The organism is uncultured Amnibacterium sp. (genome assembly GCF_964250715.1).
Taxonomy (GTDB): domain Bacteria; phylum Actinomycetota; class Actinomycetes; order Actinomycetales; family Microbacteriaceae; genus Amnibacterium.
Window position 1 is genome coordinate 151684 of sequence record NZ_CAXUGX010000006.1, and the last position, 26943, is coordinate 178626.

The 26943-nt window shown below is 71.9% G+C and carries 28 protein-coding genes; 14 read left to right on the plus strand and 14 right to left on the minus strand.

Going from position 1 to position 26943, the window contains the following annotated elements; translation table 11 throughout:
* Window position 1 precedes the first annotated feature (1 nt).
* Together cysE and xylB are read left to right on the plus strand one after the other, a co-directional pair.
* Window positions 2-544, plus strand: a complete 543-nt coding sequence (gene cysE / locus ACFE7H_RS08155; RefSeq protein ID WP_375400728.1) for a serine O-acetyltransferase — start codon at window positions 2-4, stop codon at window positions 542-544.
* Window positions 545-724: 180 nt separating this feature from the next.
* Window positions 725-2185 carry a xylulokinase gene (xylB, locus tag ACFE7H_RS08160; RefSeq protein WP_375400729.1) on the plus strand — a complete coding sequence of 487 codons (1461 nt, stop codon included), beginning with the start codon at window positions 725-727 and terminating at the stop codon, window positions 2183-2185.
* Window positions 2186-2297: 112 nt separating this feature from the next.
* Here the strand turns inward: xylB and ACFE7H_RS08165 are convergent, their stop codons facing one another.
* The 3 genes from ACFE7H_RS08165 to ACFE7H_RS08175 all read right to left on the minus strand — a co-directional run bounded on the left by ACFE7H_RS08165 (window position 2298) and on the right by ACFE7H_RS08175 (window position 6003).
* The gene (locus ACFE7H_RS08165) at window positions 2298-3836 is read right to left on the minus strand and encodes a mannitol dehydrogenase family protein (protein WP_375400730.1); all 1539 of its coding nucleotides are present in this window, start codon (window positions 3834-3836) and stop codon (window positions 2298-2300) included.
* 61 nt (window positions 3837-3897) lie between these two features.
* Window positions 3898-4473, minus strand: a complete 576-nt coding sequence (locus tag ACFE7H_RS08170; RefSeq protein WP_375400731.1) for an SIS domain-containing protein — start codon at window positions 4471-4473, stop codon at window positions 3898-3900.
* A gap of 225 nt (window positions 4474-4698) precedes the next feature.
* Window positions 4699-6003 (minus strand): MFS transporter, encoded by a 1305-nt coding sequence (locus ACFE7H_RS08175; RefSeq protein ID WP_375400732.1) that lies wholly within the window; start codon window positions 6001-6003, stop codon window positions 4699-4701.
* An 87-nt stretch (window positions 6004-6090) separates the two neighbouring features.
* On the opposite strand from ACFE7H_RS08175, the gene ACFE7H_RS08180 reads away from it, so the two are divergent.
* Complete coding sequence (locus ACFE7H_RS08180) at window positions 6091-6960, plus strand: LysR substrate-binding domain-containing protein (RefSeq protein WP_375400733.1); 870 nt, start codon at window positions 6091-6093, stop codon at window positions 6958-6960.
* Window positions 6961-6992: 32 nt separating this feature from the next.
* On the opposite strand, the gene ACFE7H_RS08185 is transcribed toward ACFE7H_RS08180, so the two are convergent.
* Genes ACFE7H_RS08185 through ACFE7H_RS08195 form a run of 3 tightly spaced genes read right to left on the minus strand, consistent with a single transcriptional unit; the run spans window position 6993 to window position 9435 of the window.
* Window positions 6993-8129, minus strand: coding sequence for a bifunctional 2-methylcitrate synthase/citrate synthase (locus tag ACFE7H_RS08185; RefSeq protein WP_375400734.1), 1137 nt, complete (start codon window positions 8127-8129; stop codon window positions 6993-6995).
* 8 nt (window positions 8130-8137) lie between these two features.
* The gene (locus ACFE7H_RS08190; RefSeq protein ID WP_375400735.1) at window positions 8138-8545 is read right to left on the minus strand and encodes a ChaB family protein; all 408 of its coding nucleotides are present in this window, start codon (window positions 8543-8545) and stop codon (window positions 8138-8140) included.
* 26 nt (window positions 8546-8571) lie between these two features.
* Entirely contained in the window at window positions 8572-9435 is an 864-nt protein-coding gene (locus ACFE7H_RS08195) for an NAD-dependent epimerase/dehydratase family protein (protein WP_375400736.1), read from the minus strand.
* A gap of 97 nt (window positions 9436-9532) precedes the next feature.
* On the opposite strand from ACFE7H_RS08195, the gene ACFE7H_RS08200 reads away from it, so the two are divergent.
* From ACFE7H_RS08200 to ACFE7H_RS08210, 3 genes are all read left to right on the plus strand, one after another.
* Window positions 9533-10291 carry an NAD(P)H-hydrate epimerase gene (locus ACFE7H_RS08200; protein WP_375400737.1) on the plus strand — a complete coding sequence of 253 codons (759 nt, stop codon included), beginning with the start codon at window positions 9533-9535 and terminating at the stop codon, window positions 10289-10291.
* A gap of 76 nt (window positions 10292-10367) precedes the next feature.
* Complete coding sequence (locus ACFE7H_RS08205; RefSeq protein ID WP_375400738.1) at window positions 10368-11735, plus strand: NAD(P)/FAD-dependent oxidoreductase; 1368 nt, start codon at window positions 10368-10370, stop codon at window positions 11733-11735.
* 78 nt (window positions 11736-11813) lie between these two features.
* Entirely contained in the window at window positions 11814-11969 is a 156-nt protein-coding gene (locus ACFE7H_RS08210; RefSeq protein WP_375400739.1) for a hypothetical protein, read from the plus strand.
* 43 nt (window positions 11970-12012) lie between these two features.
* Here the strand turns inward: ACFE7H_RS08210 and ACFE7H_RS08215 are convergent, their stop codons facing one another.
* The 4 genes from ACFE7H_RS08215 to ACFE7H_RS08230 form a co-directional block, all read right to left on the minus strand.
* A complete protein-coding gene (locus ACFE7H_RS08215; protein ID WP_375400740.1) occupies window positions 12013-12375 on the minus strand; it encodes an RNA-binding S4 domain-containing protein in 363 nt (120 codons plus the stop codon).
* Between the two features lie 48 nt (window positions 12376-12423).
* Complete coding sequence (locus ACFE7H_RS08220) at window positions 12424-14334, minus strand: S9 family peptidase (RefSeq protein WP_375400741.1); 1911 nt, start codon at window positions 14332-14334, stop codon at window positions 12424-12426.
* 132 nt (window positions 14335-14466) lie between these two features.
* Window positions 14467-16251, minus strand: coding sequence for an N-acetylglutaminylglutamine amidotransferase (locus ACFE7H_RS08225; RefSeq protein ID WP_375400742.1), 1785 nt, complete (start codon window positions 16249-16251; stop codon window positions 14467-14469).
* A 2-nt stretch (window positions 16252-16253) separates the two neighbouring features.
* Window positions 16254-18806 (minus strand): glutamate--cysteine ligase, encoded by a 2553-nt coding sequence (locus tag ACFE7H_RS08230; RefSeq protein WP_375400743.1) that lies wholly within the window; start codon window positions 18804-18806, stop codon window positions 16254-16256.
* Between the two features lie 88 nt (window positions 18807-18894).
* Between ACFE7H_RS08230 and ACFE7H_RS08235 the strand changes: the two genes are divergently transcribed.
* Complete coding sequence (locus tag ACFE7H_RS08235; RefSeq protein ID WP_375400744.1) at window positions 18895-19191, plus strand: antibiotic biosynthesis monooxygenase family protein; 297 nt, start codon at window positions 18895-18897, stop codon at window positions 19189-19191.
* Window positions 19192-19330: 139 nt separating this feature from the next.
* On the opposite strand, the gene crcB is transcribed toward ACFE7H_RS08235, so the two are convergent.
* The 3 genes from crcB to ACFE7H_RS08250 are packed head-to-tail and all read right to left on the minus strand — an operon-like array spanning window position 19331 to window position 20807.
* Window positions 19331-19708 (minus strand): fluoride efflux transporter CrcB, encoded by a 378-nt coding sequence (gene crcB, locus ACFE7H_RS08240; protein ID WP_375400745.1) that lies wholly within the window; start codon window positions 19706-19708, stop codon window positions 19331-19333.
* Window positions 19705-20211, minus strand: a complete 507-nt coding sequence (locus ACFE7H_RS08245) for a fluoride efflux transporter FluC (protein WP_375400746.1) — start codon at window positions 20209-20211, stop codon at window positions 19705-19707. Before ACFE7H_RS08245 ends, crcB begins: the two co-directional genes overlap by 4 nt.
* Before the next feature lie 29 nt (window positions 20212-20240).
* Entirely contained in the window at window positions 20241-20807 is a 567-nt protein-coding gene (locus ACFE7H_RS08250) for a VIT1/CCC1 transporter family protein (RefSeq protein ID WP_375400747.1), read from the minus strand.
* A gap of 141 nt (window positions 20808-20948) precedes the next feature.
* Here ACFE7H_RS08250 and ACFE7H_RS08255 point away from each other — a divergent pair, with 141 nt between their 5' ends.
* From ACFE7H_RS08255 to ACFE7H_RS08265, 3 genes are all read left to right on the plus strand, one after another.
* A complete protein-coding gene (locus ACFE7H_RS08255) occupies window positions 20949-21575 on the plus strand; it encodes a histidine phosphatase family protein (protein ID WP_375400748.1) in 627 nt (208 codons plus the stop codon).
* 27 nt (window positions 21576-21602) lie between these two features.
* A complete protein-coding gene (locus tag ACFE7H_RS08260; protein ID WP_375400749.1) occupies window positions 21603-22376 on the plus strand; it encodes a class I SAM-dependent methyltransferase in 774 nt (257 codons plus the stop codon).
* 104 nt (window positions 22377-22480) lie between these two features.
* Window positions 22481-24022 carry a catalase gene (locus tag ACFE7H_RS08265; RefSeq protein WP_375400750.1) on the plus strand — a complete coding sequence of 514 codons (1542 nt, stop codon included), beginning with the start codon at window positions 22481-22483 and terminating at the stop codon, window positions 24020-24022.
* A 96-nt stretch (window positions 24023-24118) separates the two neighbouring features.
* Here ACFE7H_RS08265 and ACFE7H_RS08270 read toward each other — a convergent pair whose 3' ends face one another.
* On the minus strand, window positions 24119-25012 hold the full coding sequence (locus tag ACFE7H_RS08270; protein ID WP_375400751.1) for an SDR family oxidoreductase: 894 nt from the start codon (window positions 25010-25012) through the stop codon (window positions 24119-24121).
* 197 nt (window positions 25013-25209) lie between these two features.
* Here ACFE7H_RS08270 and ACFE7H_RS08275 point away from each other — a divergent pair, with 197 nt between their 5' ends.
* The 4 genes from ACFE7H_RS08275 to ACFE7H_RS08290 are packed head-to-tail and all read left to right on the plus strand — an operon-like array spanning window position 25210 to window position 26887.
* Window positions 25210-25548 (plus strand): ArsR/SmtB family transcription factor, encoded by a 339-nt coding sequence (locus tag ACFE7H_RS08275; RefSeq protein ID WP_375400762.1) that lies wholly within the window; start codon window positions 25210-25212, stop codon window positions 25546-25548.
* A complete protein-coding gene (locus ACFE7H_RS08280; protein WP_375400752.1) occupies window positions 25545-26024 on the plus strand; it encodes an SRPBCC family protein in 480 nt (159 codons plus the stop codon). Before ACFE7H_RS08275 ends, ACFE7H_RS08280 begins: the two co-directional genes overlap by 4 nt.
* 24 nt (window positions 26025-26048) lie before the next feature.
* Window positions 26049-26744: an EamA family transporter gene (locus ACFE7H_RS08285; protein ID WP_375400753.1), complete on the plus strand. Its 696-nt coding sequence runs from the start codon at window positions 26049-26051 to the stop codon at window positions 26742-26744.
* 2 nt (window positions 26745-26746) lie between these two features.
* A complete protein-coding gene (locus tag ACFE7H_RS08290) occupies window positions 26747-26887 on the plus strand; it encodes a hypothetical protein (RefSeq protein ID WP_375400754.1) in 141 nt (46 codons plus the stop codon).
* Window positions 26888-26943: the final 56 nt, after the last annotated feature.

Sequence of the window (26943 nt, forward strand, 5' to 3'; positions counted from 1 at the left end):
CGTGAGCATTCGCGACGATGTCGACGCCGCGCGGCGGCGGGACCCGTCGGCGCGCTCGGCGCTGGAGACCGCCCTCACCTATCCGGGGCTGCACGCGGTGTGGTCGTACCGGATCGCGCACCGCCTGTGGCACGGCGGTCACCGGTTCGCCGCCCGGGTGCTGTCGCAGTCCACCCGCTGGTGGACCGGCGTCGAGATCCACCCCGCGGCGCGCATCGGCCGCCGGTTGTTCATCGACCACGGCATGGGCGTCGTCATCGGCCAGACCGCGGTGATCGGCGACGACGTGACCATGTATCACGGCGTCACCCTGGGCGGCACCACCTGGCGGCCGATCAAGCGTCACCCGACGGTCGGCGACCGGGTGCTGATCGGCGCGAACGCGACCCTGCTGGGCGCGATCACGGTGGGCTCGGACAGCGTCGTCGCCGCCGGAGCCGTCGTGGTCGCCAGCGCACCCGCCGGATCGCTGCTGACCGGGGTCCCCGCCACTGCCCGGCCGCGCAATCCCGGGGACGCCTCCGTCCACAACTGGGTCATCTGAGGCGCCGAGTCACTGAGGCGGGCCTTCTGACGCGCACCCGACCCCGTCCTGTCAGCAGGACCAGGTTGCAACCGCAGGTCGCTGGTCGATCGGCGACCTGTTGTCGGAACCCTGACCTGCTGTCGCTATCGCGTGAGCACCCGTTTTGACGGGTGAGCCTCGGGGCGGTTCGCTGTGACCATGCCCCTCGTCGTCGGCGTCGACTCGTCGACCCAGTCGACCAAGGTCGTCCTGCACGACTTGGCTTCCGGCGCGGTCGTCGCAGCGGGCAGCGCGCCGCATCCGCCGATCTCGCCTCCGGTCAGCGAGCAGGATCCCGCCGCCTGGTGGACGGCCTTCACGGTCGCGTTGGACCGCGCGATCGCGGCGGTCGCCGTCTCTCGGCGCGACATCGCCGCGATCAGCGTCGCCGCGCAGTGCCACGGCCTGGTGGCGCTCGACGGGGACGGCGCGGTCATCCGTCCCGCGAAGCTGTGGAACGACACCACGTCGTCCGCGCAGATGCGGCACCTGCTGGCCGCCGTACCGGCCGCATCATGGGTGCGTCGGACGGGGTCGGTGCCGACCGCGGCCTTCACGGTGTCGAAGCTGTTGGCGCTCAAGCAGACCGAGCCGCACCACTTCGCGCGGCTCGCCACCGTGCTGCTGCCGCACGACTGGCTCACCTTCCGGCTGACCGGGGAGCGGATCACCGACCGGTCCGACGCGAGCGGCACGGGCTATTTCGACGCGTCGACCGACACGTACGATCTGGACCTGCTGCGGCTCGTCGATGCGCAGACCGACTGGGCTCCGATGCTGCCGCGAGTGCTCGGCCCGGAGGAGCCCACCGGCCGGCTGTCCGCCGCCGCGGCGCGCGAGCTGGGCCTTCGCCCCGACGTGGTCGTCGGTGCCGGAGCCGGCGATCAGCACGCCGGTGCGCTCGCGCTCGGCGTGCATCCGGGGGACCTCGCGTACGTGTTCGGGACGTCGGGGGTGGTCCTCACCGTCAGCCGCGAGCCCGTCTTCGATCCGAGCGGCATCGTCGACGGCGTCGCCGACGCGGCCGGCGGGTACTTGCCGCTCGTGTCGACCCTGAACGCGGCTCGCGTGACCGACAGCGTCGCCCGCCTGCTCGCCGTCGACCACGACGCGCTGGCCGCCCTCGCCCTCGCGGCGCCCGCGGAGGGCACGCCCGCCTTCGCGGCCTACCTCGACGGTGAACGCAAGCCGAACCTGCCCGCGGCCACCGGCACCATCAGCGGTCTGACGGCGGCGACGAGCCGCGAGCAGCTGGCCAGGGCGGCGTTCGAGGGCGTGATCTTCGGACTCGTCCGCGGCAGGCACGCATTGGCGGCGGTCGGCGCGCCCACCGACGGCCGAACGATCATCGCGGGTGGTGGCGCGCGGTCCGCCGCGTACCGGCAGTTGCTGGCTGACGCGACCGGATCCGTCGTGCATCTCGCGCTCGCCGACGAGGCGGTCGCCGGTGGGGCGGCTATCCAGGCCGCGGCATGCCTGACCGGCCGGCCGATCGCGGAGGTGCGGGATGCCTGGGTACCCCCGCCGACGCCGCTCGTTGAACCCCGCCCCGGCTCCTTCGTATCGGGTGCGTACGAGCGGTACCTCGCCACCGCCGAGTGGCGCGGCGGGGACCGGTGATCGACGCCCGCCCGCCCGCGATGGCCCGTGACGCCGGTGCCACGCTCCCCGCCGGCGTCAACGGCGGCGTGAACCTCGCCACCTTCCCGCGAATTGCGGAGGCGGGGATCTCTTACGCCGTCGCCGGGCGCAGCCCGTGGTCGTGGTCCGCGCTGACGAGTCGCCCGAGGGCGAGGTCCGCGCCGCCCTGCAGCAGGGCATGCAACGCCTGGAGGTACGGCTCGCGGAACCGCGGGTCGTCGACCAGATCGCCGAACAGGTCGCGGCGCTCGATGAACGCCGACGCGTGCTGCCGCTGGCCGAGCGCCGTCGCCGTGAGCTCGTCGGAGAGCCGGTCGACCACCTCCACGACCCGCCCCGCGTCGTCCGTGCCTTCGCAGTAGCGCGCCCAGGCCGCGCACACGGCGGCTGCGATGCGCACGCTGCGGCCCGCAGCCAGGTTGTCGCGGACGACCGGCAGCAGCCACTTCGGCAGCCGGTCGCTGCCGAAGGCCCGGATGCGGGCCAGCGTGTCGCCGATGGCGGGATTCGCGAACCGTTCGATGACGGTCTCCGCGTACCGGCCGAGATCGACTCCGGGGATCGGGGTCAGCGTGGGCAGCGCCTCATCGAAGAGGTAGCTGCGGGCGAGCGCGCGGATGCGCGGATCGGCGAGTGCCTCGTCGGCGGTGCGCAGTCCGAGCAGCGTCCCGAAATAGCAGATGACCTGGTGGGTGCAGTTCGCGCAGCGCAGCTTCATCGCCTCGTAGGGGGCGACGTCGTCGACCAGGTCGACACCCGCCAGCTCCAACGGCGGCCGCCCGGCGGGGAAGCGGTCTTCGACCACCCACTGGAAGAACGGCTCGGCGACGACCGGCCAGGCGTCGTCGATCCCGAACCGGGTGCGCACGTCGGCGCGGTCCGCATCGCTCGTCACGGGCGTCACCCGATCGACCATCGTGTTCGGGAAGGCGACGGAGCGGTCCACCCAGTCGCCCAGCGCCGGATCGACGAGTCGTGCGAACGCGGTGAAGCTCTTCCGGGCGACGTGCCCGTTGCCCTGGATGTTGTCGCAGGACAGCACGGTGAACGGAGGGATGCCGCGCGCGCGGCGCAGCGCGAGTGCCGCGATCACGTACCCGAACACGGTCACCGGCTCCTCCGGAGCCGTGAGATCGTGCTGTACACCCGGCTCGTCCGCCACAAATTCGCCGTGCACCGGATCGATGCCGTATCCGCCCTCGGTGATGGTCAACGACACGATCCTCGTGTCGGGATGCGCCAGCCGCTCGATCACCGCGGCCGGCTCGTCGGGGGCGAAGAAGAAATCGACGATGCTGCCGATGATCCGGCCTTCTCGGCGCCCGTCGGCGTGCTTCAGGACCAGGGTGTAGAGGCCGTCCTGCTGCATCAGCACGTCGGCGATGCGCCGGTCCTGGGGCAGGATGCCGACGCCGCAGATCGCGAAGTCCCGCGCGTGCCCCATCGACAGCAGGCGATCGACGACCGCGGCCTGGTGTGCGCGGTGGAAGCTGCCGACCCCGATGTGCACGATGCCCGTGACGAGGTCCGACAAGGAGTATTCCGGTACCGGAATACCGGAAGTCGCTCCGATCGCGGCCAGCGAGTCCGCCCGCAGGGCCAGTGCCGCCTGCTGTTCGTGCGTGCTCACCGCTCGCTCTCCCGATCCGCCGGATATCCGCTCCACGTCGCGCCGCTCGACATCGCTCCACTCACCGCATGTTGGTGTGGCGCCGGTGCATCGACTCGTCCGAGATCGCCTGCCGCCGCTGCACGGCCAGCATCGCCGCGTCCAGCACGAGCAGCGCGCCCTGCTCGAACGCCGACCCGCCGAACTGCGCGCTGCCGATGTCGGGGATCACGACGGCGGTGCGCGCCAGGGCCGCCAACGGACTGTCCCGGGCGCCCGTGACGGCGACGACGCTCGCGCCCTCGACCCGCGCCTTCTCGGCGAACCACACCGACACGGGAGTGGTTCCGGAATCGGAGACGACCAGGACGCCGTCGCCCGCCTGCACGGACGGCGACGTCGCTTCGCCCAGCAGGTGTGTGGTCGCGCCGAGATGCATGCACCTGGTCGCCGCCATCGCCGCGACCGCTCCGGACCGCCCCTGTCCCGTGAAGAACCACCGTCGGTGCTCGCCGAGGGCTGCGATCAGTGCTGCGAAGTCCGCCGCATCCACCGCCGCGAGCAGTCGCTGCACCTCCGCCTCGACCAGCCGCAGCGGACCGTCCTCAGGGGCATCGGGGTCAGGAGTGCCGGGGTCAGGGGTCGTGTCGTCGGTCACGGCGCTCCTCCCGGTCGTCATCCCCGCGTGCGCCGACTCAACCGGCAAGCGGCTTAGACGTCAAGAAGCCGCGTAGCTGGGCGGGGCCTCGCCGCCTGCCCCGGCCGCCTGCATCCCGAAGAATTCAGGCCGTTTCGAGCAACCGGCGCCTGCGGGCCTCAGATCGCCTGACTACCTCGATCTCTCCTGAATTCCTCGTCGCGCATCAGCGATTCCTCGCGGTACTCAGCGCGGCTGGATGCTGAGGTGCGGGGTCGCGTGCCTCCAGGAGAGAGCCAGGTGCAGTGCCCCGCGGTGGGCCAGCAGCAGGCCGATGGCGGTGGCGGCGACCGCGGGGACCAGGCCGGACACGAGCATCGCTGCCTGGGCGCCGGCCAGGTCGACGATCCCGCCCATCAGCGGGCCGCCGAGCGCCTGGCCGCCCAGCAGTACGAGCACGTAGAGCGCCATCACCCGGCCGCGGATCGCGGTGTTCGACGACAGCTGGATCAGCGGGTTGCCGGCCATGAAGAAGAACTGGTTCGCGATTCCGCAGGCGATCAAGGCGGCGCCGAACATCGCCTCCGACGGCATGAACGAGGCCGTCACCTGCAGCAGCGCCCAGACGCCGCCGCAGATGATCACGGTCCGCAGGCGCAGCGTGCGCCGCCTGGTCGACAGCACCGCGCCCGCCAGCGCGCCGACCGCGAAGAGCGAGTTCAGCAGGCCGTAGCCGGCGGCGCCGATGTGGAACACGTCGCTCGCATACGCGGTCAGCAGCACCGGCATGGTCAGCGTGAACACCGACAGGAACGACACCATGATCACCGGCCACAGGATGGTGGGCTTGACCGCCGCGTAGTGCAGCCCCTCGCGCAGCTGCCCGGAACTGCGCGGAGTCGGGGTGTGCGGATAAAGCTCGGCGACACGAAGCCGGGTGAGGGCGACGACGGTCACCACGCACGCGACGGCGTTGATCGCGAACGACCAGCCGCCGCCGACCGCGACGATCAGCAGGCCGCTGACCGCCGGGCCGAGGAGCATGCCCAACTGGAAGGCGGAGGAGTTCAGGGTGATCGCGTTGCGCAGATGCGCCGGACCCACCAGTTCGTTCGCGAACACCTGGCGCGCGGGGTTGTCGACGACCGTGGTCATGCCGATCACGAGCGCGGCGACCCACACCTGCCACACCACGACGGTGCCGGTCAGGCTGAGGACGGCCAGCACCAGGCTGACGACGCCGACCGCGCCCTGCGTGCCCATCAGCAGCTGCCGCTTGGGGTAGCGGTCCACGATCACGCCGCCGAACAGGCCGAGGAACAGCATCGGCGCGAACTGCACGAACACGGTCACGCCGACGAGCGCCGCGCTGCCGGTCAGCTGCAGCACCAGCCAGTCCTGCGCGATGCGCTGCATCCAGGTGGCGGTCATCGCCAGCACGTTCGCGCCCCAGAAGATGCGGAAGTTGCGCACGGTCAGGGCCGAGAAGCTGCTGCGCCAGGGGAGCGGGCCGGAGATCTGGGTTGGGATCGCCTGGGTCGCTGCAGTCATCGCATTCCACAGTACGCGCGATGCACCATTAGTCTGACGAATGCGACCTATATCTTGAATTCGATTGCTGCATGACGGGGCCTCGATATGTACGATCCGGTGCTCTTGCGCACGTTCCTGGCGGTCGCCGGCGCGGCCGGATTCACCTCCGCCGGTGCGCAGCTGGGGCTGAGCCAGCCGACGGTCAGCCAGCACATCCGACGGCTGGAGGAGTCGGTCGGCAGGCCGCTGCTGGTGCGCGACACCCGCGACGTGCGGCTGACCGATGCGGGGGAGGCCATGGCCGGCTTCGCCCGCTCGATCCTGGCCGCGCACGCCACGGCGGAGCGGTACTTCGACACCGCCGCCACCAAGGGCCGGCTGCGCTTCGGCGCCGCCGACGACTTGGCGATCACGCAGCTGCCGCGCATCCTGCGCCACTTCCGGCAGCTGAACCCGCAGGTGAACCTGGAGCTGACCGTGGGGCAGTCGCCGGTGCTGTCGCGCCGCCTGGCCGCCGGCGGCCTGGACCTGGTGTTCATCAAGCAGTCGCCGGGGGAAGTGGGGGAGGGCCGGCTGGTGCTGCGGGACACCTTCGTCTGGGTCGGCCAGGAGTCGACACCGGTGGCACCAGACGAGCCGGTGCCACTTGTCACCTATCGCAGTCCCAGCCTCAGCCGCAGCATGGCGCTCGCCGCCCTCGACGCGCACGGCCGGCGCTGGCGCATCGCCTGCACGGTCCGGGACGTGAGCGCCCTGATCGCGGCCGTGCGCGCCGGGCTGGGCGTCGCGGTGTTCCCGCACTCACTGATCCCGTCCGACCTCACCAAGGTGTCGGTGCGGTTCGCGCTGCCCGACCTGGACGCGGTCGACTTCCGCCTGCTGGCCAATCCCGCGGCTCCGGTCGAGGCGGTGCAGGCGCTCAGCGCGGCGATCAGCGCCAAGACCTTCGGCCCGGCAGGCGCTCCCGCCTCCTGACCCTGGTGCGCGAGGAGTTGGACGGCCGCGCGCTACCGCGTCGCGGTCAGGGAGGTGGTCGCGGTCGGCAGGTGCCGCTCCGGGGTGCCCGTGTACTCCGACAGCGGGCGGATGAGGGCGTTGTGCTCGCGCTGCTCGATGATGTGCGCGGTCCAGCCGACCACGCGGCTGGCGACGAACAGCGGCGTGAACGTCCAGGTGTCGAAGCCGAGCAGGCCGTAGGCGGGCCCACTCGGGTAGTCGAGGTTCGGCAGGATGCCGAGCCGCTCGCGCACGCCGGTCTCGAGCCGCTCGTAGAGCTCAGCCAGCCCGTGCGCCTCGCGCTCGGCGATCAGCCAGTCGAGGGCCGCCTTCATGGTCGGAACCCGGCTGTCGCCGTGCTTGTAGACGCGGTGCCCGAACCCCATGATCGTGCGCTTCTGCGCCAGCGCGGCATCGAGCCACTCGTCCACGGCGTCGGGGTAAGCGATCTCGTCCAGGACGCCCATCACGGCCTCGTTCGCGCCGCCGTGCAGCGGGCCCTTCAGCGCGCCGATCGCCGCGACGACGGCGGAGTGCAGGTCCGCGAGGGTGGAGGTGACGACCCGCGCGGTGAATGTGGACGCGTTGAACGAGTGCTCGGCGTACAGCACCATCGAGATGCGGAACACCTCGGCCTCGATGTCGCCGGGCAGCTCGCCGAAGGTCATCCACAGGAAGTTGCGCGCGTAGTCCAGGTCGTCCCGCGGCGGCACCGGCTGCTGACCCCGTCGGCGCCGCTGGTCGTACGCCACGATGGCGGGCAGCACCGCGAACAGGGTCACGGCCTTCGCCAGCTGCGCCTCTCGCGAGGCGTCGTCGACGCGGTCATCCGCCGCGCCGAGCACGCTCACGGCCGTGCGCACCACGTCCATCGGATGCGCGCTGGTCGGCAGCGCGTCGATCACGGTGCGGACGCGCGGGGGCAGGGCGCGCTGCGTGCGCTCGTCGGCCTCGAACGCGGTCAGCTCGTCCGGCGTGGGCAGTTCGCCGTACCACAGCAGCCAGGCGACCTGCTCGAAGGAGCACGACGCGGCCAGCTCCTGCACCGGATATCCGCGGTACAGCAGGGAATTGGTCTCGGGACTGACTTTGGAGATGGCGGTCGTGTCCACCACGATCCCCGCCAGGCCGCGGGCGATGTCCGGCATCCGCGGTCCTAGCCGTCGGAGCGCGCGGCGCGGGTCGCGCGGTCGTTTGCGCGTTGCAGGGCCTGCACCAGGTCGTCCTTGGTCATCCTGGATCGGCCCGGGATCTGCAGCCGCTTCGCGAGTTCCAGCAGGTGCGCCTTGGAGGCGTTCGCGTCCACGCCGCCGGCGGTCGCATCCGGGTGGTCCGGTCCCCGCTCAGCCGCTCCCGCATCCGACGGGCCCTTCCCCTCCTTCGGCTCCCAGTGGTCGCCGACCTTCTCGTACTGGTGCTTGAGCGCCGAGAACGCGGTGCGATGGGCGCGCTCCCCGTCGCCGTACGTGCCGATCGCCGACTCCAAGGTGTCGCCGTACACGTCCTGGGCGTGCTCCTCCGACCGCTCGATCGTCGAGGGCAGGTCACGCGTGCGCTTCGCCATCGAAGGCTCCCTTCAGTTCGCGTCCTTCAGCTGGTCTGCGAGGTCGGCCCGACGTGATCGCGCCAGGAGTGCTGCGGCTCCCAGCCGAGCAGGCGGCGGGCCTTGTCGATCGACAGCAGCGTCTCACGACCGGACAGCTGCTTGGTGAGCCGCGCGTCGGGGAAGACCTCCGCGACGAGGTCGGCGCTCTCGCGCTCCATCACGGTGTCGGCGTTCGCGATGATGAACCGCTCGAAGCCGGGCAGGCGCTTCTGCAGCGCCGCGGCAACGGCGGCGGCGCCGTCGCGGGCGTCGATGTAGCCCCACAGGTTCCACTTGCGGGCGCGGGCGTCGCCCTGATGGGACGGGAAGGCGGCGTAGTCCTCGGGGTCCATCACGTTGGAGAACCGCAGCGCGGTGATGCTGAGCGACGGGTCCCATCGGGTCAGCTGGATCTCCAGCGTCTCCTCCAGGTGCTTGACCAGGGAGTAGGTGCTCTCCGGGCTGGTCACGTCCTCGTCGACGGGGATGTAGGGCGGCGGCACGTCGAACGGCAGCCCCAGCAGGGTCTCGCTGGAGGCGGTGACGATTCTGCTGATGCCGGCCCGACGGGCCGCCTGCAGGACGTGGTAGGTCGAGAGCATGTTGTTCTGGAAGGTCGCGACATCGGGGACGAGCCCGGGCGCGGGGATGGCCGCGAGGTGCACGATCGCCTCCGGCGGCGACACGCGCTCGTCCAGCCCCATCAGGGCGTCGAGTACCTGGCCGTAGTCGGTCAGGTCGACCGGCAGCGAGCCGGGCGCACGGACGGCGGCGCGGTCGAAGACCTGCACCTCGTGCCCGATGTCCCTCAGGTGGCTGACGACGGCGCGGCCGAGTTTGCCGCTGCCTCCGGTGACGACGACGTGCATGGCGTCCTTCGATTGGTCCAGAGATTCTGATCGGGAGTGCTTTTCAATGGTGCCGTGCCACGGCTGCACGGGACCCGTGCTTGGGAGGATGGACGGCATGGCGTCCTCCCTCTTCACCGGCTACACGGCCGACGAGGTGCGTGCCGCGGAGCGACCGCTGCTGGACGCCGGCGTGCCGCTGATGCAGCGTGCCGCGGCGGCACTCGCGGACGAACTGCGCTCGGTGCTGACGCTGCGGGGTGCGGGCGCGCGCCGAATCGTGGCCCTCGTCGGACCCGGCGACAACGGCGGCGACGCCCTCTTCGCGGTCGCGGCCCTGGCGCGTCAGGGCTGCCCCGTTGTCCTGGTACCGCTCGGCGGCCGCACCCATGAGGCGGGGCTCGCCGCGGCAATGGCGGCCGGAGCGGACCTCATGGACGCCTTCGTGGTGACGCCGGAGCGCGTCGCCTCGCTCGCCGCGGAGGCCGACGTGGTGGTGGACGGCATCCTCGGCACCGGGGCCGACGTCACGGCCGGCCTGCGGTCGCCGGCTCGGGAGGTGGTGGCGGCGATCCTGCCGGTCGTCGCGCCGCAGGCGTTCACCGGCCCCGTCGTCGTCGCGGTCGATCTGCCGAGCGGAATCCCGCCTGACGGCGGCCGGCCGATCGACGGTCCGGTCCTCCCCGCGGCGGTGACGGTCACATTCGGTGCCGTGAAGGCGGGGCTACTCGATCCCTCCGGCGCTCACCTGGTCGGCCGTATCCGCCTGGTCGACCTCGGCCTGCAGCTGCCGCCGCGGTCGATCGCCGATAGAACGGTCCGCGGGGACGACGGGAGCGGAACATCGGCGGGCGTTCAGGCGGGACTGGAACCGTGAGCGATGCGCGCCTGCCGCGAGTACGTCGAACCGGCCGCGCAGCCGACTACCCGAACGAACGGTGAAAGAGGAGCGGATGCCCCGCACACGGTCACGCACACCGGCGAAGGTCCTGATCCTGGGCGGTGGTTACGTGGGCCTCTACGTCGCGTGGGGCTTGGAGCGGCATCAGCCGCAGACGCCGATGGAGATCACCGTTGTGGAGCCCCGCGCCTACATGACGTACCAGCCGCTGCTGCCCGAGGTCGCCGGAGGGCACGTCGACCCGCGCAACGTGACCGTCGATCTGCGGCAGGCGCTGAAGTACAGCACCGTCCTCCGCGGCTCGGTCACCGGCCTGGACACCGCTGCCAAGCGCGCAACCGTCTCCCTCGTCTCGGGCGAGGAGCAGGAGCTGGCCTACGACCACGTGGTCGTCGCGATGGGCGCCGTCACGCGCACGTTCCCGACACCCGGCCTCGCCGACTCCGGCATCGGGTTCAAGACGGTCGAGGAGGCGGTCTGGACGCGCAACCGCGTGCTCGTCAACGTGGCCGCCGCAGCCGCGACGGACGATCCCGCGGAGCGGGCCAGGCTGCTCACCTTCGTCTTCGTCGGCGGCGGGTACACGGGCGTCGAGGCGCTCGCCGAGCTGTCGGACCTGTCCAAGAAGGCGATCGCCGTCTATCCCGAGTTGCGCGGCGAGCGGCCGCACTGGGTGCTCGTCGAGGCGCTTGACCGGGTGGCACCGGAGGTCGGCCCCGAGTTGTCGCAGTGGAGCCTCACCGAGTTCCGCGACCGCGGCATCGACGTGCGGCTGAAGACCACCCTGAACTCCTGCGAGGACCAGGTGGCGGTGCTGAGCGACGGCGACGAGATCCCCTTCGGCATGCTGGTGTGGACAGCCGGGGTGCAGCCGAACCCCGTGCTCGACGCCTTCGACGTGCCGCGCGGCCCGAAGAGCCACATCGTCGCCAACAGCAGGCTGCAGGTGGCCCGCGAGGACGGCTCGTGGATCGAGGGCGTCTGGGCCGCCGGCGACATCGCCCAGGTCCCGGATCAGATGAGCCCCAAGCAGCCCGCGTACTACCCGCCGAACGCGCAGAACGCCGTGCGGCAAGCCGGTCTGCTGGCGGAGAGCATCCCGAAGTCGATCCGCGGCCGCAAGGTGCGGGAGTACCGCCACATCAACCTCGGCACCGTCGCTTCGTACGGCCTGCTGCACGGCGCCGCGAACATCCGCGGCATCCAGCTGAAGGACACGCTCGCCTGGCTGGCGCACCGCGGCTACCACGTCGCGGTCATGCCGACCTTCGACCGCAAGGTGCGCATCCTTGCCGGCTGGGTCGCCGACGCGATCGGCCGCATCGACCTGACGCCGACCGACGACACCGAGGACCCGCGCCGTGACTTCGCCGAGGCGGCCAACGCGGCCGCCGATGCCGCCGCGAAGAAGGCCGCGTAGGGTCGCGGGCAGGCCGGTCGAGGCGAACGCACCCGACCAGAAGACAGGCTGAGAAGACGGCCGAGAAGGAGTCACACCATGGTGAAGAACGCCGACGAATCGCATCCGTCGCAGGCCGAGGGTGAAGACCCGTCGGCCGACACGCCCATCGAAGTGCTGGCGTCTGCGGGTCAGCCGTCCCAGGCCGAGGGCGAGGACCCTCGCGACGAGGTGCACGAGGTGCTGGAGCCGTAAGGCGCCTGCTTCATAAGCGGCCGAGTCCTCGGGGTGGGCGGGCTCAGTAGCCGCGTAGCCGGGTGATGTCGCGACGGTCCTTCTTCGTCGGCCGTCCGGCGGCAAGGTCTCGCAGCACCCGGTCCGGCGTCTCGACCCGAGGCGGCGGCGGGGGCGTGCGCTCCGTGAAGGCGAGCGCTGCGTCGGCGGCACCGCCACGGTGGTCCGGCAGGGCGTCCACGTCCAGGATCCGCTCGTGGGCGAGCGTCGCGCGCACCTCGTCACCCACCCGCACGACGTGCGCCGGCTTCACGCTGGCTCCGTTCACCTTCACATGACCCGCCCGGCATGCAGCGCTGGCCTGCGAGCGGGTGCGGTAGACGCGCACGTGGAACAGCCACACGTCCACCCGTGCCGCGTCGGTCATCGATGCCGGTTCGTCAGGGTGCTCGACCGTTCGCTCGGCACAGCCGCCTCAGCCCAGCAGGTGCGCGGCGATGAAGCGCACCATCGCGGCCAGCAGTCGCTTGCGGCTGTCGGCGCGGCGGTACTCGTGCCCCTCGCCGGCCAACTCCAGGTACTCCACCGGCCGTTCCAGCCGCTGCAGCGCCGACACCAGCTGCTCGGCCTCGCCGAGCGGCACATTCGTGTCCAGCGCGCCGTGGACCACGAGCAGCGGTGCGTCGATGCGGTCGGCTCGGCCGAGGGGCGAGATGTCCTCCAGCAACGCCCGGTCGCGCTCGGGATGCCCGTATTTCGAGACTGCGGCGGCGGCGATCCACGGTTCGGTGTCGCGGTAGAAGGTGGTCAGGTCGCTCATGCCGCAGATATCGATGCCGGCGCGGAACACGCCGGGGGAGAAGGCCAGCGAAGCGAGCGTCAGGTACCCGCCGTAGGACCGACCGCCGACGCCGACGCGGTCCGGGTCGGCGATCCCTTCTTCGACTAGGTGGGCCGCGGCGGCGCGCACGTCGCCGAACGCGTCGTGGCGGCCGGCGATGTCGTCGGCGGACACGAACTCGCGGCCGAAGCCGCTCGAGCCGCGGATGTTGGGGGCGAACACCACCACTCCGGCGGCCGCGAGCGCCTGGTGCTGCGGGTTGAAGGTGGGACGCTCCTGCGCCTCGGGCCCGCCGTGCAAGCTGATGAACGCGGGTGCCGGCAGCGCCAGGGGAGCGCCCTCGGCGTCGACCGGACGGTAGAGCCACCCGGTCAGCGGCAGCGAGTCCTCGCCGGCGAACGACACGAGCGTCGGGACCACGAGCGGGCGCGATCCCGGATGGGGTCCCGCCGTCACGCGGTTCCAGACGTGTGTCGCGGTGTCCAGGTGCCACAGCTCGCGGGGCCGCTCCGGGCCCTCGACGCCGAGGATGACGCTGCCGCCGTCCCGGCTGAGCACGGGGTTGGAGGCAACCAGCCCGGGCATTCCGGTGATCACCACGCGCTCATGCGAGGCCGTGTCGAAGAGCTCCAATTCACTGCAGCCCGCGACGTTCCAGACGAGCAGCAGCAGGCGCCCGGCGTCGTCGGCGTCGACCGCCTCCAGTTCAGCGTCGTCGCGGGTGGCCAGCGTGCGCGCCTCGCCGCGGTGCCCGTTGGGGCCGAACGGCAGGCCGATCAACTGGCGTCGCTGCAGGCCGACGTCGGAGGCGAGGTACACGTAGAGGGGTCCCGACTCGCCCTCGGGGGCGGGCCGCACGAGCGCGGTGTCGGTCGACCCCGTGCCGTGGGGCAGCAGCGGGGTCGCCACGTCTTCGAGCCGGTCGACCGCGACGCAGAACTGCTGCCCGCGCTCCCCGTCGACCAGGATCAGGAAGCGCTCCTCCAGCGAGATGTCGCGCACATGGATCAGTTCGCCCTCCGCCAGGGGATCCAGACGCCCGGTGGCGGGATCGGCAAGGTAGCTGCGGCTCGGTTTGCCGGCGGCCGGCGACGGATAGGTGACGACGACCCGGTGCCCGCTGCGCGTCCACGGCCCGAGCTCGGCGTGGTCGTCCGCGGTCCCGGCGATGCGGCGGGCCTCGCTGCCGTCGGGTCTCACCACCCACACCTGGGTGCGCACGCCGCCGTCCGTCGCGACGACGCACGCCAGCCATCGGCTGTCGGCCGCCCACGAGACGGCGACGACCGGATCGGCGGAGAGCGGGATACGCCGGGCGGGCGGCGCCTCCCGGCCCAGCACGACATCCTGCAGCCACACCTCCGGCACCCCGGAGCGGTCGCTGACGAACGCGACCCGCTTCGCGTCGGGGGTCATCGTGGGCCCCCAGCTGCCCCACGCGTCGATCAGCGCAGTCCCGAGCCGGACCGCTGCGTCGGCCCGGGTGTCCAGGCCCACGGCGGCGGCGATCGCGGCCGCAGCGGGCGGTAGGGGCTCGGCGGACATCCTCACCAGTCTGCCGGTTCGCCACGCCCGCGCGGTACCTGTGGCCTTCACGCGGTGGGTGCACCTCCCGCGTGAAGGTGCACCCACCGCGCGAAGCGGATCGACGTGGATCAAGCGGTGCGAATGCCGGGCTCAGCCGATGTGGTGCTGCTGCAGCCACATCTCCAGCAGAGCGAGCTGCCAGAGGGCGTTGCTGCCGAGCGTGGTGCGCTCCTCGTTCGGCGCCGCGAGCAGCCGGTCGACCGTGGCGCGGGGGAAGAGGTTGCGGCGGACCGCCGCGGGATCGGTGAGCGCGTCGCGCACCCGCTGCAGGTACGGGCCCTCCAGCTGCCGGATGGCCGGCACCGGGAAGTAGCCCTTGGTCCGGTCGATGACCGCGTCGGGCACGATGCCCCGGCTGGCCCGCTTCAGCACGCCCTTGCCGCCGTCGGCCAGCTTCAGCTCCGGCGGGATGCGGCCGGCCAGCTCGACGAATTCGTGGTCGAGGAACGGCACCCGCGCCTCCAGGCCCCATGCCATCGTCATGTTGTCGACCCGCTTCACCGGGTCGTCCACCAGCATCACGGTCGTGTCGTTGCGCAGCGCCGCGTCGACCGCGGTGGCGGCGCCGGGCGCGGCGAAGCCGTTGCGGATGAAGGCGCTCGGGGCGTCCTCGCCGAGCAGCCACTCGGGGTTCAGCAGACGGGACATCGCCGGCCAGCGCCGGTCGAAGAACACGCTCGCGTACGCCTCGGCCGCCTGATCGCGGGGGACACCCGCAAGCGGCGGGTACCAGTCGTAGCCACCCAGCACCTCGTCGGCGCCCTGCCCGGACTGCACGACCTTGACGGACCGCGCCACGTCCTGGCTCAGCAGGTAGAACGCCACGCAGTCGTGGCTGACCATCGGCTCGCTCATCGCGGCGATCGCGCCGTCGATGCCGGGCAGCAGCCGGTCGGAGTCGATGCGGATGCGGTGGTGGTCGGTGCCGAACTCGCGAGCGACGATCGAGGAGTACTCGAATTCGTCGCCGGACTCGCCGCCGGCGGAGTCGAAGCCGATGCTGAAGGTCGCGAGGTCCGTCTGGCCCGCCTCGGCCAGCAGTGCGACGACGAGCGAGGAGTCGATGCCGCCGGACAGCAGCACGCCGACCGGCACATCGGCCACCATGCGGCGCTGCACGGCGGTGCGCAGGGAATCCAGCAGCGCCTCCTGCCACTCCTCGGGGGTGCGCTCCGCCAGCGCCGGGTCGCGCTCGAACGGCGGCCGCCAGTAGACGTGCTCGCGGCTGGAGCCGTCCGGCTGGATCACGCGCACGGTCGCCGGCGGCAGCTTGCGGACGCCGCTCAGGATCGTGCGTGGCGCCGGGACGACGGAGTGGAAGGTCATGTACTCCGCGAGCGCCGTGCGGTCGATGGAGGTGTCGACCCCGCCGCCGTCGAGCAGCGCCTGCACCGTGGAGGCGAAGCGGATACGGCCGGGCCGCTCGTCCAGGTACAGCGGCTTGATGCCGAGCCGGTCGCGGGCCAGCACCAACTCGCCGGTGCGGTGGTCGTGGATGGCGATCGCGAACATGCCGAAGAAGTGGTCGACGAACTGGATGCCCCACTCGGCATACGCCTTCTCGACGACCTCGGTGTCGGAGGTGGAGAAGAAGCGGTGCCCGGCGGCGCGCAACTCGTCGCGCAGCTGCTCGTAGTTGTAGATGCAGCCGTTGAAGACGACGGACAGCTGCTCGGGGGCGTCGACCATCGGCTGCGCGCCCGCGGCCGACAGGTCGATGATGGACAGCCTCCGGTGACCGAGGGCGACCGGCCCGCGCGCCCAGATGCCGCCGCCGTCAGGACCGCGGTGCACCATGCAGGCGGACATCCGCTCCACGGCGGCGACATCGGCGCCGCCCCCGTCCGTGCGGAACTCGCCCGCCAGTCCGCACACCGCTACCACCTCCCCGTCCGGTCGCGGCCGGCGCGTTCGCCGAGCACGATCCAGGTGTCCTTCGCGCCGCCGCCCCGTGAGGAGTTGACGACCAGGCTGTCCTTCGGCGCCACCCGCGTCAGCGCCAGGTCGGCCAGCGCGTAGTCGCGCCGCTTCGGCCCCGTCGCGTACACGAACGCCCGCAGGTCGATGTGCCGGGGCTGCAGCAGGCCGTCCTCCAGCGACGGCAACGAGGAGAGGGAGACGACCTCCTGCGCGACCCACGCCTCCGGCTCCGCGGCGATCTCGCTGCGCCGGGCGGCGACCTCCGCAGCACTCGCTGCCGGGCCGACCAGCACGCCTCGGCCGCCGGAGCCGTCGACCGGCTTGGTGACGAGCTCGCCGACGCGCTCGAGCACCGCGCGGCGCTCCGTCTCGTCGGCTGCACGGTAGGTCGGCACGCTCTCCAGCAGCGGCCGCTCGTCCAGGTAGTAGCCGATCAACTCGGGCATCGCCCGGTACATCGCCTTATCGTCCGCGACGCCGTTGCCGGGCGCATTCACGAGCAGTACGCCGCTCGCGACGGCGACCTCGAACACCTCCGCGCCGATCGCGCGCCCGTCGGAGTCGGTCAGGTCGGTCAGCTCGCCGTTCAGCCGCAGGTACAGCGCGCCGATCGGCTCCCGGGTGTCGCGCTTGATGACCCTGCCGCCGTCGACGTCCAGCTCGTGCGCCTGCACGAGCAGCAGGCCGGCGCCGTCGGCCAGGCGGCGGTGCTCGAACCAGGCGGAACTGTCCGGCCCGCTGGAGAGCAATGCGCCGCGGGTGCCCGGCTTCGCGCGCCCGATCACGGTGGAGCGCAGCCGCTCGTACGCGGTGGCTGGATCGGCGACTCCGGCGGGCCTCGGCAGGTCGGGCATCACGGCGTCCATCAGCGAGCGCATCGCGATCGCGTAGGCGGCGCCGGAGGGGTCGCGGGCGTTGTCCTCCAGCACCCGCCAGCCGCCGTACTCGTTGCGCACCAGGTCGAAGCCGAGGATCGGCGCCCGCAGCGTCCGCGCCGGCAGCCGGGTCGCCTCGTCCCGCCAGCCGGGCGTCTCCAGCACGACGGAGTCCGTCAGCACGCCGTCGGCGATGATGCGGCGCTCGCCGTACACGTCCTGCAGGAACGCCTCGATCGCCCTGGCCCGCTGGACGAGGCCCGCCTCCAACTCCGTCCACTCGTACTGATGGATCAGCCGGGGGACCAGATCGACCGAGAACGGTCGCCTGACGCCGTCGACGCCGAAGTCCAGGTGCTGCGAGGCGGTCCAGGCGTCGCGGGCCGCTTCCCGCTGCTCGATGCCGGCGGGGCCCAGCCCGCGGACGAACTCGACCACGTCTCGGTAGGCCGGCCGCGGCACCGCGTTCGCTCCCACCGCCTCGTCGCCGGCCCGCACGCGGTAGCGGCGCAGGGCCGGCACCGCGGTGGGCGTGCCGCCGGACGGGCCGTGCGTCTCCTCCACCACGAGGCGCATCACGTCGGACAGGTCGCCGCGCTCGACGAACGCAGCGCGCTGCCGGTCGGCGGAGTTGCCCCGGGCCAGGGCGACCTCGCTCAGCTCGGCCACCTCGTCGTAGTCGCCGAGCTCCTCCAGCACCGGGCGCAGCTTGGCAACCAGGCCGCGCACCGCCTCCGCTGCGGAGACGGGCTGCGGATGATCGGAGTCGTCCAGCAGCCGGCCGGCGAGACCCCCACGGGCGGCCTGCCAGATGGCTGCGCGATGCAGCGGCAGGGGAGCGGCCGCACGCGGTCTCCCCGCCTCGATGTCGATCTCGGCGCTCCGCACCATCGCGCGGAACAGCCCGGCGATCAGCACTGCGTCGTCCACGAGTGGCGTGGCGTCGCACACCCGCAGCTCCAGCGTCGGCGCGTGCGCGGAGGGCCGAACGTCGAAGTACGCCATCTTGGCGTCCGCGATCACGCCGGAGTCGATCAGGTCGGCAAGCAGCCGATCGTACTCGGCGGCGGAAGCCAGCGGACCGGTCGCCCCTGCGCTCGGCCAGCGCTGCCAGATGATCGTGCGGATGGAGGCGTAGCCGGTGTCCTGGCCGTTCCAGTAGGGCGAGCTGGCGGAGAGCGCCAGCAGCACCGCCAGGTGCCGGGCGATCCGCTGCGTGATCTCGACCGCCAGGTCCCGATCCGAGACCCCGACGTGGATCTGGGTGCCGCAGATCAGCTGCTCGTCCACGAGCAGCCGGTACTGCTCCTGCATCCGCCCGTATCGGCCGGTCGCGGTCAGCTCGAAGTCGCGGAACTCGCTGCGAGGCGCCGTGCCGACCGCAGCGACGCCCAGGCCCTCGCGCTCCGCGACCTCGATCACGCCGCGCCGCAGCCGCAACAGCTCGTCCCGCAGCCCGCCGAGGCTCGTCACCACGTCGGTGTTGGTCTCGACCGTGGTGCGCTGGATCTCCGCGGAGTAGTTCTCGCTCGGCAGCTTGGCCAGCAACTGCGGCGCCCGGGCGGCCAACTGCCACTGCTCCAGGTCGATGAGGTGCAGCTCTTCCTCGGCCCCCAGCGTGAGCTCGGCTCCCATCCGCCAACCCTAGGGGACCGGCCTGCGCCGAAGTCGGGCGCGGTTGCCGGGCGCGGGTCCCGTCCGGCTCCTGAATAAGATCCTCCGGGTGATCCTGGAACACGCGCTACTGCCCGTTCGGCCGGGCGAGGAGGCCGCGTTCGAGACGACGCTCGCGCAGGCCCTGCCGATCATCCGGAGCGCCCCCGGCTGCCTGGGCGTCACCGTCTCTCGATGCGTGGAGCGCCCCGCGGGCTACCTGCTGCTCGTGCAGTGGCGGTCCATCGAAGACCACCAGACCGGATTCCGCGGCTCACCCGCCTACGACGAGTGGCGCGCGTTGCTGCACCACTTCTATGACCCGTTCCCCGTCGTGGAGCACTTCACGCCCGTCGCGGAGGCCTGATCGCCGAGCGCACGCACCAGGCCGTCCCGGGGTTGTTACGTCGCCGTTCCGGCAGGAGTTGTCACGTCGCCGTTCCGGCACGAGTTATTACGTCGCCGTTCCGGCACGAGTTATTACGTCGCCGTTCCGGCACGAGTTGTCACGTCGCCGTTCCGGCGACCAACCCGAAGGTCGCCAGGGTGACGCCCGCGACGAGCACGAGGGGGCCCGAGATCAGGGCGGCGCCGCGGCGGCCACGCTGCACCAGGCGGACGGTCTCGACGCTCGCCGTGCTGAACGTCGTGTAGCCGCCGAGGAAGCCCGTGCCCGCGACGACCCGGATCGCATCAGGCAGCGCATGCCCCGCCACGAAGCCCGCGAGCAGGCCGAGGGCCAGCGAACCGGAGAGGTTGATCACGATCGTGCCGATCGGCAGCTCGGAGCGAACGCGTAGCCGCGTTGCGGAGTCGAGCGCAAAGCGCGCCACCGCGCCGAACCCGCCGGCCAGCGACAGCGCGAGGAACAGCACCGGCGTCATCGTCGCCCGCCCGGGGCCAGGACGCTTCCGACCAGGATGCCTGCCCACGCCGCCAGCAGCCCGAGCAGCAGGCTGCCGACCGCATAGGCCGCCGCGATGCCGCCGCTCCCGGCGAGCGACAGGGCGCCGGTCTCGGCGGTCAGCGAACTGTAGGTCGTGAACCCGCCCAGGAACCCGGTGCCCACCGTCAGCCGCGCGGCCCGCAGGACGCCGACGTCCGGCCCGCGCCGGGCCAGCACCTCCAGCAGTACGCCGAGCAGGAACGAACCGACGATGTTCACCGTCAGCGTGGGCAGCGGAACGCCCGCCGGCTGCGGAACGACCAGCGCGACTGCGGCGCGCGCGGCGGTCCCGATCACGCCGCCGGCGAAGACCAGCGCCAGCAGCCCCGGCCGCAGATGTGTGGGCCGCCCGGCGGCGTCGTATCGAGCAGTGTCGTTCCCGGACGTATCGGGTTCCGGAGTGTCGGGCACGAGCGCGTCGGAACCGGGAGGGTCGTGCACCGGCTCATCCTGCTCCGGCGCGCCGACGGTCAGGCGATGCCGGCGGTTCCCAGCAGGTGCCCGAGGCCGAAGCTGATGAGCAGCGCGATCGACCCGCCGACGACCACCCGCACGGTCGCGCGTCCCGCTGGCGCGCCGCCGAGGGCCGCCCCGGCGGCGCCGGTCCCGGCCAGCGCCAGCAGGGCGACGGCGACGGTCGCCGGAATGCGCATGCCACCTGGCAGAGCCAGTACCGCCAGCAGAGGCAGCACGCCGCCGGTGACGAACGAGAGTGCAGAGGCGGCGGCCGCCGACCAGGGGTTCGCCTCGTCGCCGATGCGGCCGCGCGCGGCCAGCTGACTGTCGCGCTGACTGCTGACCGAGACGTACTCGCCGAGGGCCATCGAGAGGGCGCCTCCGACCAATGCGGCAAGTCCGGCCAGCGCGATCGCGCGAGCCTGACCGGTGGCGCCGGCGACGCCCAGCACGATCGCGGCCACCGAGACGATCCCGTCGTTCGCTCCCAGCACCCCGGCGCGCAGCCAGTTCAGCCGGCCCGCGTCGGGCTCGACGGCTTGGCTCCGAGCCACGGGTGCGCCGATCAGCAATCCGGTCATGGACCCATGGTGCACGCGCGGTGGGACGCGCGCCAGCAAGGATAGGCAGACCTAACCCCCTGGTCGCGGTCGTGTTCTCCTCCGGTACCGTTCTTCCGGAATGCTCGGCGCATCAGTCGGCCGCATCCGGAAGGAGCCCAGGTGCCTCCGCATCACCCCGCCTCGGCGCAGCCGCCCGCGCAGATCGTCCTGCTGCGGCACGGCGAGACCGAGTGGAGTCGCACCGGCCGGCATACCGGGGTCACCGACATAGCGCTGACGGAGCGCGGCGAGCAGCGCGCCCGGGCCGCGGCGCCCCTGCTCGCGCATCGCACGATCGGCCTGGTGCTCGCGAGCCCGCGGCAGCGCGCGATCCGCACGGCCGCCCTCGCCGGGTTCGGCGAGCAGACCCAGATCGAGTCGGATCTGGCCGAGTTCGACTACGGGGCGTACGAGGGCCTGACCTCGGCGCAGATCGCCGAGCAGCGCCCGGGCTGGGACCTGTGGCGTGACGGGACGCCGCCCGGTGCGACTCCGGGCGAGACTGCCGCCGACGTGCGGGCTCGAGTGCAGCGGGTGATCGATCGGGTGCTGCCCGTCGTCCGGGACGGCAGCGACGTGCTGCTGGTCGCCCACGGGCACGTGCTGCGGGCGCTCGGCGCGGCATGGATCGGCCTGCCGCCGGAGGGCGGCGCGTCGCTGGTCCTGTCGACCGCGAGCCTCTCCGAGCTGGGCTTCGAGCACGGCAATCACGTACTGGAGTCGTGGAACCGGGTGCCCGAGGAATGATCGGCCGCCCGCGGCAGAATCGGGCAGATGAGTGATGACCGCGCCGAACCGGTGAGCGCCGAACAGCAGGGGCGGTCGTTCGGACGCGCGACGGCCGACTACGTCGCCGGACGGCCGTCGTACCCGGCGGAGGCGGTCGCCTGGCTGCTGGGCGATCCGCGGCAGGGCGATCAGCCTCTGGATGTGATCGACGCGGGCGCCGGCACCGGCAAGCTGACCGAGGTGATCGCTGCGGCCGGACACCGGGTGACCGCGGTCGAGCCGGACGCGGCGATGCTCGCGTCGCTGGCCGCGACCCTGCCCGGCGTCACCGCCCTGGCAGGTACCGGTGAGCGGCTGCCCGTGCCCGACGCCTCCGCCGACGCGATCACCTTCGGGCAGGCCTGGCACTGGGTCGACCCGCTCGCCGCGTCCGCGGAAGCGGCGCGGGTGCTGCGGCCGGGCGGTCGCCTGGGCCTCGTCTGGAACCTGCGTGACGAGCGCACGCCCTGGGTCGCCGCGCTCACCGAGGTGATGGGCGGTAGCGAGGCCGAGCAGATGATCGGGGACGACTCCGTGCGGATCGGGCCGCAGTTCGGCCCGGCCGAGCGGCACGTCGTCGAGTGGACCAGCGCCATGACGGCGGAACAGATCGTGCGGATGGCGGCCTCTCGCAGCTACGTCATCACCGCTCCGGAGGAGCGCCGGTGGGCGGTCCTGAACGGCGTGCGGCGGCTGCTCGACACCGATCCCGACACCGCCGGGCGGGCGACCATCCGGTTGCCCTACCGCACGCACACCTTCCGGGCCGCGCTGCGCTGAGCGCGAACCAGTTGCCGTACAGCGGTCAGACGCAAGCGGGTGTCGGTGGCACCGTCCAGAATGGAGGCACGGCTGTCGAGGCCGCCACCGTCAGAAGGAGACCCATGGCTCGGACCTGGACCACCAGCAACAACGGCGCACCCGTCGCGAGCGACGAGCACTCGCAGAGCATCGGGGCCGACGGCTCCATCGCCCTGACCGACCACTACCTGATCGAGAAGCTGGCGCAGTTCAACCGCGAGCGCGTGCCCGAGCGAGTCGTGCACGCCAAGGGCGGTGGTGCGTTCGGCCACTTCCAGGCGACGGGCGACGTCTCGGCGTACACCCGCGCCAGCCTGTTCCAGCCGGGCGCCGACACCAAGCTGCTGATCCGCTTCTCGTCCGTCGCGGGCGAGCAGGGCAGCCCCGACACGTGGCGCGACCCCCGCGGCTTCGCCGTCAAGTTCTACACCGACGAGGGCAACTACGACCTGGTGGGCAACAACACCCCGGTGTTCTTCATCAAGGACGGCATGAAGTTCCCCGACTTCATCCGCTCCCAGAAGCGCCTGCCGGGCAGCCATCTGCGCGACAACAACATGCAGTGGGACTTCTGGACCCTCTCGCCCGAGAGCGCGCACCAGGTCACCTGGCTGATGGGCGACCGCGGCATCCCGTCGTCGTGGCGGCACATGAACGGCTACGGATCGCACACCTACCAGTGGATCAATGCCTCGGGCGAGCGCTTCTGGGTCAAGTACCACTTCCACACCGACCAGGGGCACGACATCCTCACGCAGGACGCCGCCGACCAGATCGCCGGTCAGGACGCCGACTTCCACATCCGCGACCTGTACGCCGCGATCGAGCGCGGCGACCACCCCACCTGGACGCTCAAGGTGCAGGTGATGCCGTACGAGGACGCCAAGAGCTACCGCTTCAACCCGTTCGACCTGACCAAGGTGTGGCCGCACGGCGACTACCCCGAGATCGAGGTCGGCACCATGACGCTCGACACGAACCCCGAGAACTACTTCGCGCAGATCGAGCAGGCGGCGTTCGAGCCGTCCAACTTCGTGCCGGGCATCGACGCCAGCCCCGACAAGATGCTGCAGGCCCGCATCTTCAGCTATGCGGACGCGCACCGCTACCGCGTTGGCACCAACTACCAGCAGCTGCCGGTCAACGCGCCGCAGGTGCCCATCCACTCCTACTCCAAGGAGGGGGCGATGAACTACACGTTCCCGCCGGCGGCCAAGCCGGTGTACGCGCCCAACTCCTTCGAGGGGCCGCACGCGGACCCTGCCCTGGCGGCGGAGGCGGGCGGCTGGCAGAGCGACGGCGAATTGACTCGAGCGGCGGTCACGCTGCATCCCGAGGACGACGACTGGGGTCAGGCCGGCACACTGGTGCGGCACACGCTGGACCAGGAGCAGCGCGACCGCCTGGCACTGAACATCATCGGGCACGTGTCGCAGGTCACGATCCCCGAGATCCGTCAGCGGGCCATCCAGTACTGGAAGAACGTCGACGGGTGGCTGGGCGAGCAGGTCGAACTGGGTCTGCCGCCGCTGAAGTCGGTCGATTCGCTCGGCGAGCAGCTCTCCGAGCCGACGCCCGCGGTCGGCGACTGGGCCGAGGACAACCTGGTGGTCCCCACCAAGTAGCGGCGCATCACACGACTGAGGTCCCGCCTCCGGTCCCCATCGATCCGTTCGAGTCGGGGAAGGTCGCGGGACCTCGGTCGTACCGAGTCGGGCCGGTCAGGGCGTGGGCATGCCACCGGTGACCGCGTAGGTCGCGCCCACCACGAAGCTCGACTCCGGCGAGCTGAGGAACACGTAGACCGGGGCGAGTTCCGCCGGCTGGCCCGCGCGCCCGAGCGGGGTCTCCTCGCCGTATCCCTTCTCCTCCTCCACGGGGATGCCGCCGGAGATCTGCAGCGCGGTCCAGGTGGGGCCGGGCGCCACGGTGTTCACGCGGATGCCCTTCGGCGCCAATTGCTGAGCGATGCCCTTGGAGAGGTTGTTGATGGCCGCCTTGGTGCTGGCGTAGTCGACGCGCTCCTCCGACGCCTGATACGTCTCGAGCGACGCGGTCGTCACGATCGTCGCGCCGGGCCGCAGGTGCGGCAGCGCGGCCTGGATGATGCGGAACGCCGCGAACACATTGATCTCGTAGGTCTGCACGAACTGCTCGTCCGGCAGGTCGGCCAGATCGATGACCGACACCTGCTTGCCGGCGACGAGCACGATCGCGTCCAGGCCGCCGAGCTGCTCGACCGCCGAGGTCACCAGGCTGCGGCAGGCTGCGGCGTCGGTCAGGTCGGCGGGGATGCCGAAGCCGTGCACGCCGGCGTCGGCGATCTGCTCCAGCACGTGATCGGCGTCGGACTGCTCGGCCGGCAGGTACGAGATGACCACGTCGGCGCCCTCGCGGGCGAACGCGATGGCGGTCGCGCCGCCGATGCCGGAGTCGCCGCCGGTGATGAGCGCCTTCCTGCCGGTCAGCCGACCGGTACCGCGGTACGTGGATTCGCCGAGGTCCGGCACGGGCTTCATCTCGGACTGCAGGCCCGTCCCGTCCTGCTGCTGCTTGCGCGGGTGCAGCTTGGGATAGCGGGTGCGGGGGTCGTCGAACGTGAGCTGATCTGCCATGCGCCTACGGTCGCATCGCTCGCTGAGGGGATCGCCCGAAGAGGCCGCGCCTCCGCCGAGCATCCGGGCGGAGTGGGAGGGTGCGCTGCTCGACCAGCGCGTGTACAAGCAACTCCTTGTACAACATGTGTGTTGTGCAATAGCTTCGTTGCGTGGCCACGAGGCGAGATCGAGAGGAGCGGCTGGACCGCGCCTTCATGGCGTTGGCCGACCCCGTCCGTCGCTCGATCGTGGCGCAGCTGAGCCGGGGTCCCGCCAGTGTGGGCGAGTTGGCCGCACCGCATCCGATCACGGTGCAGGCCGTGTCTCGGCACGTGCGGGTGCTCGAGGTCGCCGGGCTGGTCACCCGCTCCCGCGACGCCCAGCGTCGGCCGGTCCACCTCGATTCCGCGGCGCTCGAGGCCCTCACCGCGTGGCTCGACCGCTACCGGCTGATCGCCGAAGCCCGGTACCGCCGGCTCGACGGCCTGCTGACCGAACTCCAACCCCCATCCGGCGCCGACGAGGGCGCTCCCACCGAGAGGACGACGTCATGACCAATCCTGTCGAGATCACCGCCCCCGAGGGCCTGCCCTTCGTGGATGTCGTCCGCGAGTTCGAGGCGCCGGCCGCACTCGTCTGGCGTGCTTGGACCGAGCCCGAGCTGGTCTCCCGGTGGCTCGGACCCCGGGGGTACGAGATGGACATCGAGCAGTGGTCGCTGGTCACGGGTGGCCGGTACCGGTACGTGCACCGGGACCCCGAGGGCGCCGAGTACATCTTCAACGGCGTCGTGCATCTGGCGGACCCGGGCCGCGTGCTGATCCAGACGTTCGAGTGGGAGGGAGCGCCGCAGATCGTCTCGATCGACACGCTGCGCTTCCAGGACCTCGGCGACGGACGAAGCCGCGCCGTCGGGCACAGCGTGTTCCCCAGCGTGCAGGCGCGCGACGGCATGATCACGAGCGGCATGGAGCGGGGCCTGACGGAGGGCTACCGGCAGTTGGACGAGGTGCTCGCCGGGCTCACCTGACGCGGGCACGAGAGGATGGCCGCGATGTCGGTCGTCCTCGCGCTCGCCGGCGCCCTGCTCTACGGGTTGGGCGACTTCTGCGGCGGGCTCGCCTCCCGGCGTGCCGCGACACTGGCCGTGGTCGCGGCCTCGCAGCTCGCGAGCGTCGTCGTCCTCGCGCCGGCGCTGTTGCTGATCCCCGCCCGGTTCGACTGGCCGTCGGTGGTCTGGGGGGCCGCCGCAGGCGTCGTCGGCGTCACGGGACTGCTGCTGTTCTACCGCGGCCTCGCGCTCGGCGCGATGACGGTCGTCGCGCCGCTGACCGCCCTCGCCTCGGCCGCGGTCCCGGTGCTCGCGGGCCTGCTGCTCGGCGACCGACCGTCGGCGGTGGCCTTCGCCGGCGTCGGGCTGGCGCTCGTCGGCGTCGTCCTGATCAGCGCCCAGGGCGGCCGGCTTCCCGGGCCCCGGTTGCTGGCGAGCGCCGCGACGCTCACCGCACTCGGCGCCGGTCTGGCATTCGGCCTCCTGTTCGTCCTGCTGTCCCGGGCGGATGCCGACACCGGCATGTGGCCGCTCGCCGGGGCACGCACCGCCTCGCTGCTGGTGCTGGCGGCACTGGCCGTCGTGCGACGTGCGTCGGTGGTGCCTCGGGGCGCGCCGCCGGCGCTCGTCGTCACGGCGGGGCTGGGCGACATGGGCGCGAATGTGCTCTTCCTGCTCGCCTCGCGGGTGGGCTGCTGAGCGTGACCGGCGTGCTGCTGTCCCTCTATCCCGCCGCGACCGTGCTGCTGGCACTGCTGGTGCTGCGCGAGCGCCTCGCCGTCCTGCAGCTGGTGGGGCTCGCGGCGGCGGTCGCAGCAGTGGTGCTGATCGCGATCGGCTAGCTGTGCTGTCCAGGGAGGTTGGTCAATCTGCTGATGGGGGTGGCGCCGCCGATTCC

Bases quoted from the DNA above. Each gene is read 5' to 3' on its own strand.
- xylB (WP_375400729.1), top strand. From the start codon at position 725: ATGCCCCTCGTCGTCGGCGTCGACTCGTCGACCCAGTCGACCAAGGTC.
- ACFE7H_RS08175 (WP_375400732.1), bottom strand. From the start codon at position 6,003: ATGACTGCAGCGACCCAGGCGATCCCAACCCAGATCTCCGGCCCGCTC.
- ACFE7H_RS08180 (WP_375400733.1), top strand. From the start codon at position 6,091: ATGTACGATCCGGTGCTCTTGCGCACGTTCCTGGCGGTCGCCGGCGCG.
- ACFE7H_RS08185 (WP_375400734.1), bottom strand. From the start codon at position 8,129: ATGCCGGACATCGCCCGCGGCCTGGCGGGGATCGTGGTGGACACGACC.
- ACFE7H_RS08190 (WP_375400735.1), bottom strand. From the start codon at position 8,545: ATGGCGAAGCGCACGCGTGACCTGCCCTCGACGATCGAGCGGTCGGAG.
- ACFE7H_RS08195 (WP_375400736.1), bottom strand. From the start codon at position 9,435: ATGCACGTCGTCGTCACCGGAGGCAGCGGCAAACTCGGCCGCGCCGTC.
- ACFE7H_RS08200 (WP_375400737.1), top strand. From the start codon at position 9,533: ATGGCGTCCTCCCTCTTCACCGGCTACACGGCCGACGAGGTGCGTGCC.
- ACFE7H_RS08205 (WP_375400738.1), top strand. From the start codon at position 10,368: ATGCCCCGCACACGGTCACGCACACCGGCGAAGGTCCTGATCCTGGGC.
- ACFE7H_RS08210 (WP_375400739.1), top strand. From the start codon at position 11,814: ATGGTGAAGAACGCCGACGAATCGCATCCGTCGCAGGCCGAGGGTGAA.
- ACFE7H_RS08215 (WP_375400740.1), bottom strand. From the start codon at position 12,375: ATGACCGACGCGGCACGGGTGGACGTGTGGCTGTTCCACGTGCGCGTC.
- ACFE7H_RS08220 (WP_375400741.1), bottom strand. From the start codon at position 14,334: ATGTCCGCCGAGCCCCTACCGCCCGCTGCGGCCGCGATCGCCGCCGCC.
- ACFE7H_RS08230 (WP_375400743.1), bottom strand. From the start codon at position 18,806: ATGGGAGCCGAGCTCACGCTGGGGGCCGAGGAAGAGCTGCACCTCATC.
- crcB (WP_375400745.1), bottom strand. From the start codon at position 19,708: ATGACGCCGGTGCTGTTCCTCGCGCTGTCGCTGGCCGGCGGGTTCGGC.
- ACFE7H_RS08250 (WP_375400747.1), bottom strand. From the start codon at position 20,807: ATGACCGGATTGCTGATCGGCGCACCCGTGGCTCGGAGCCAAGCCGTC.
- ACFE7H_RS08260 (WP_375400749.1), top strand. From the start codon at position 21,603: ATGAGTGATGACCGCGCCGAACCGGTGAGCGCCGAACAGCAGGGGCGG.
- ACFE7H_RS08265 (WP_375400750.1), top strand. From the start codon at position 22,481: ATGGCTCGGACCTGGACCACCAGCAACAACGGCGCACCCGTCGCGAGC.
- ACFE7H_RS08270 (WP_375400751.1), bottom strand. From the start codon at position 25,012: ATGGCAGATCAGCTCACGTTCGACGACCCCCGCACCCGCTATCCCAAG.
- ACFE7H_RS08275 (WP_375400762.1), top strand. From the start codon at position 25,210: ATGGCGTTGGCCGACCCCGTCCGTCGCTCGATCGTGGCGCAGCTGAGC.
- ACFE7H_RS08280 (WP_375400752.1), top strand. From the start codon at position 25,545: ATGACCAATCCTGTCGAGATCACCGCCCCCGAGGGCCTGCCCTTCGTG.
- ACFE7H_RS08285 (WP_375400753.1), top strand. From the start codon at position 26,049: ATGTCGGTCGTCCTCGCGCTCGCCGGCGCCCTGCTCTACGGGTTGGGC.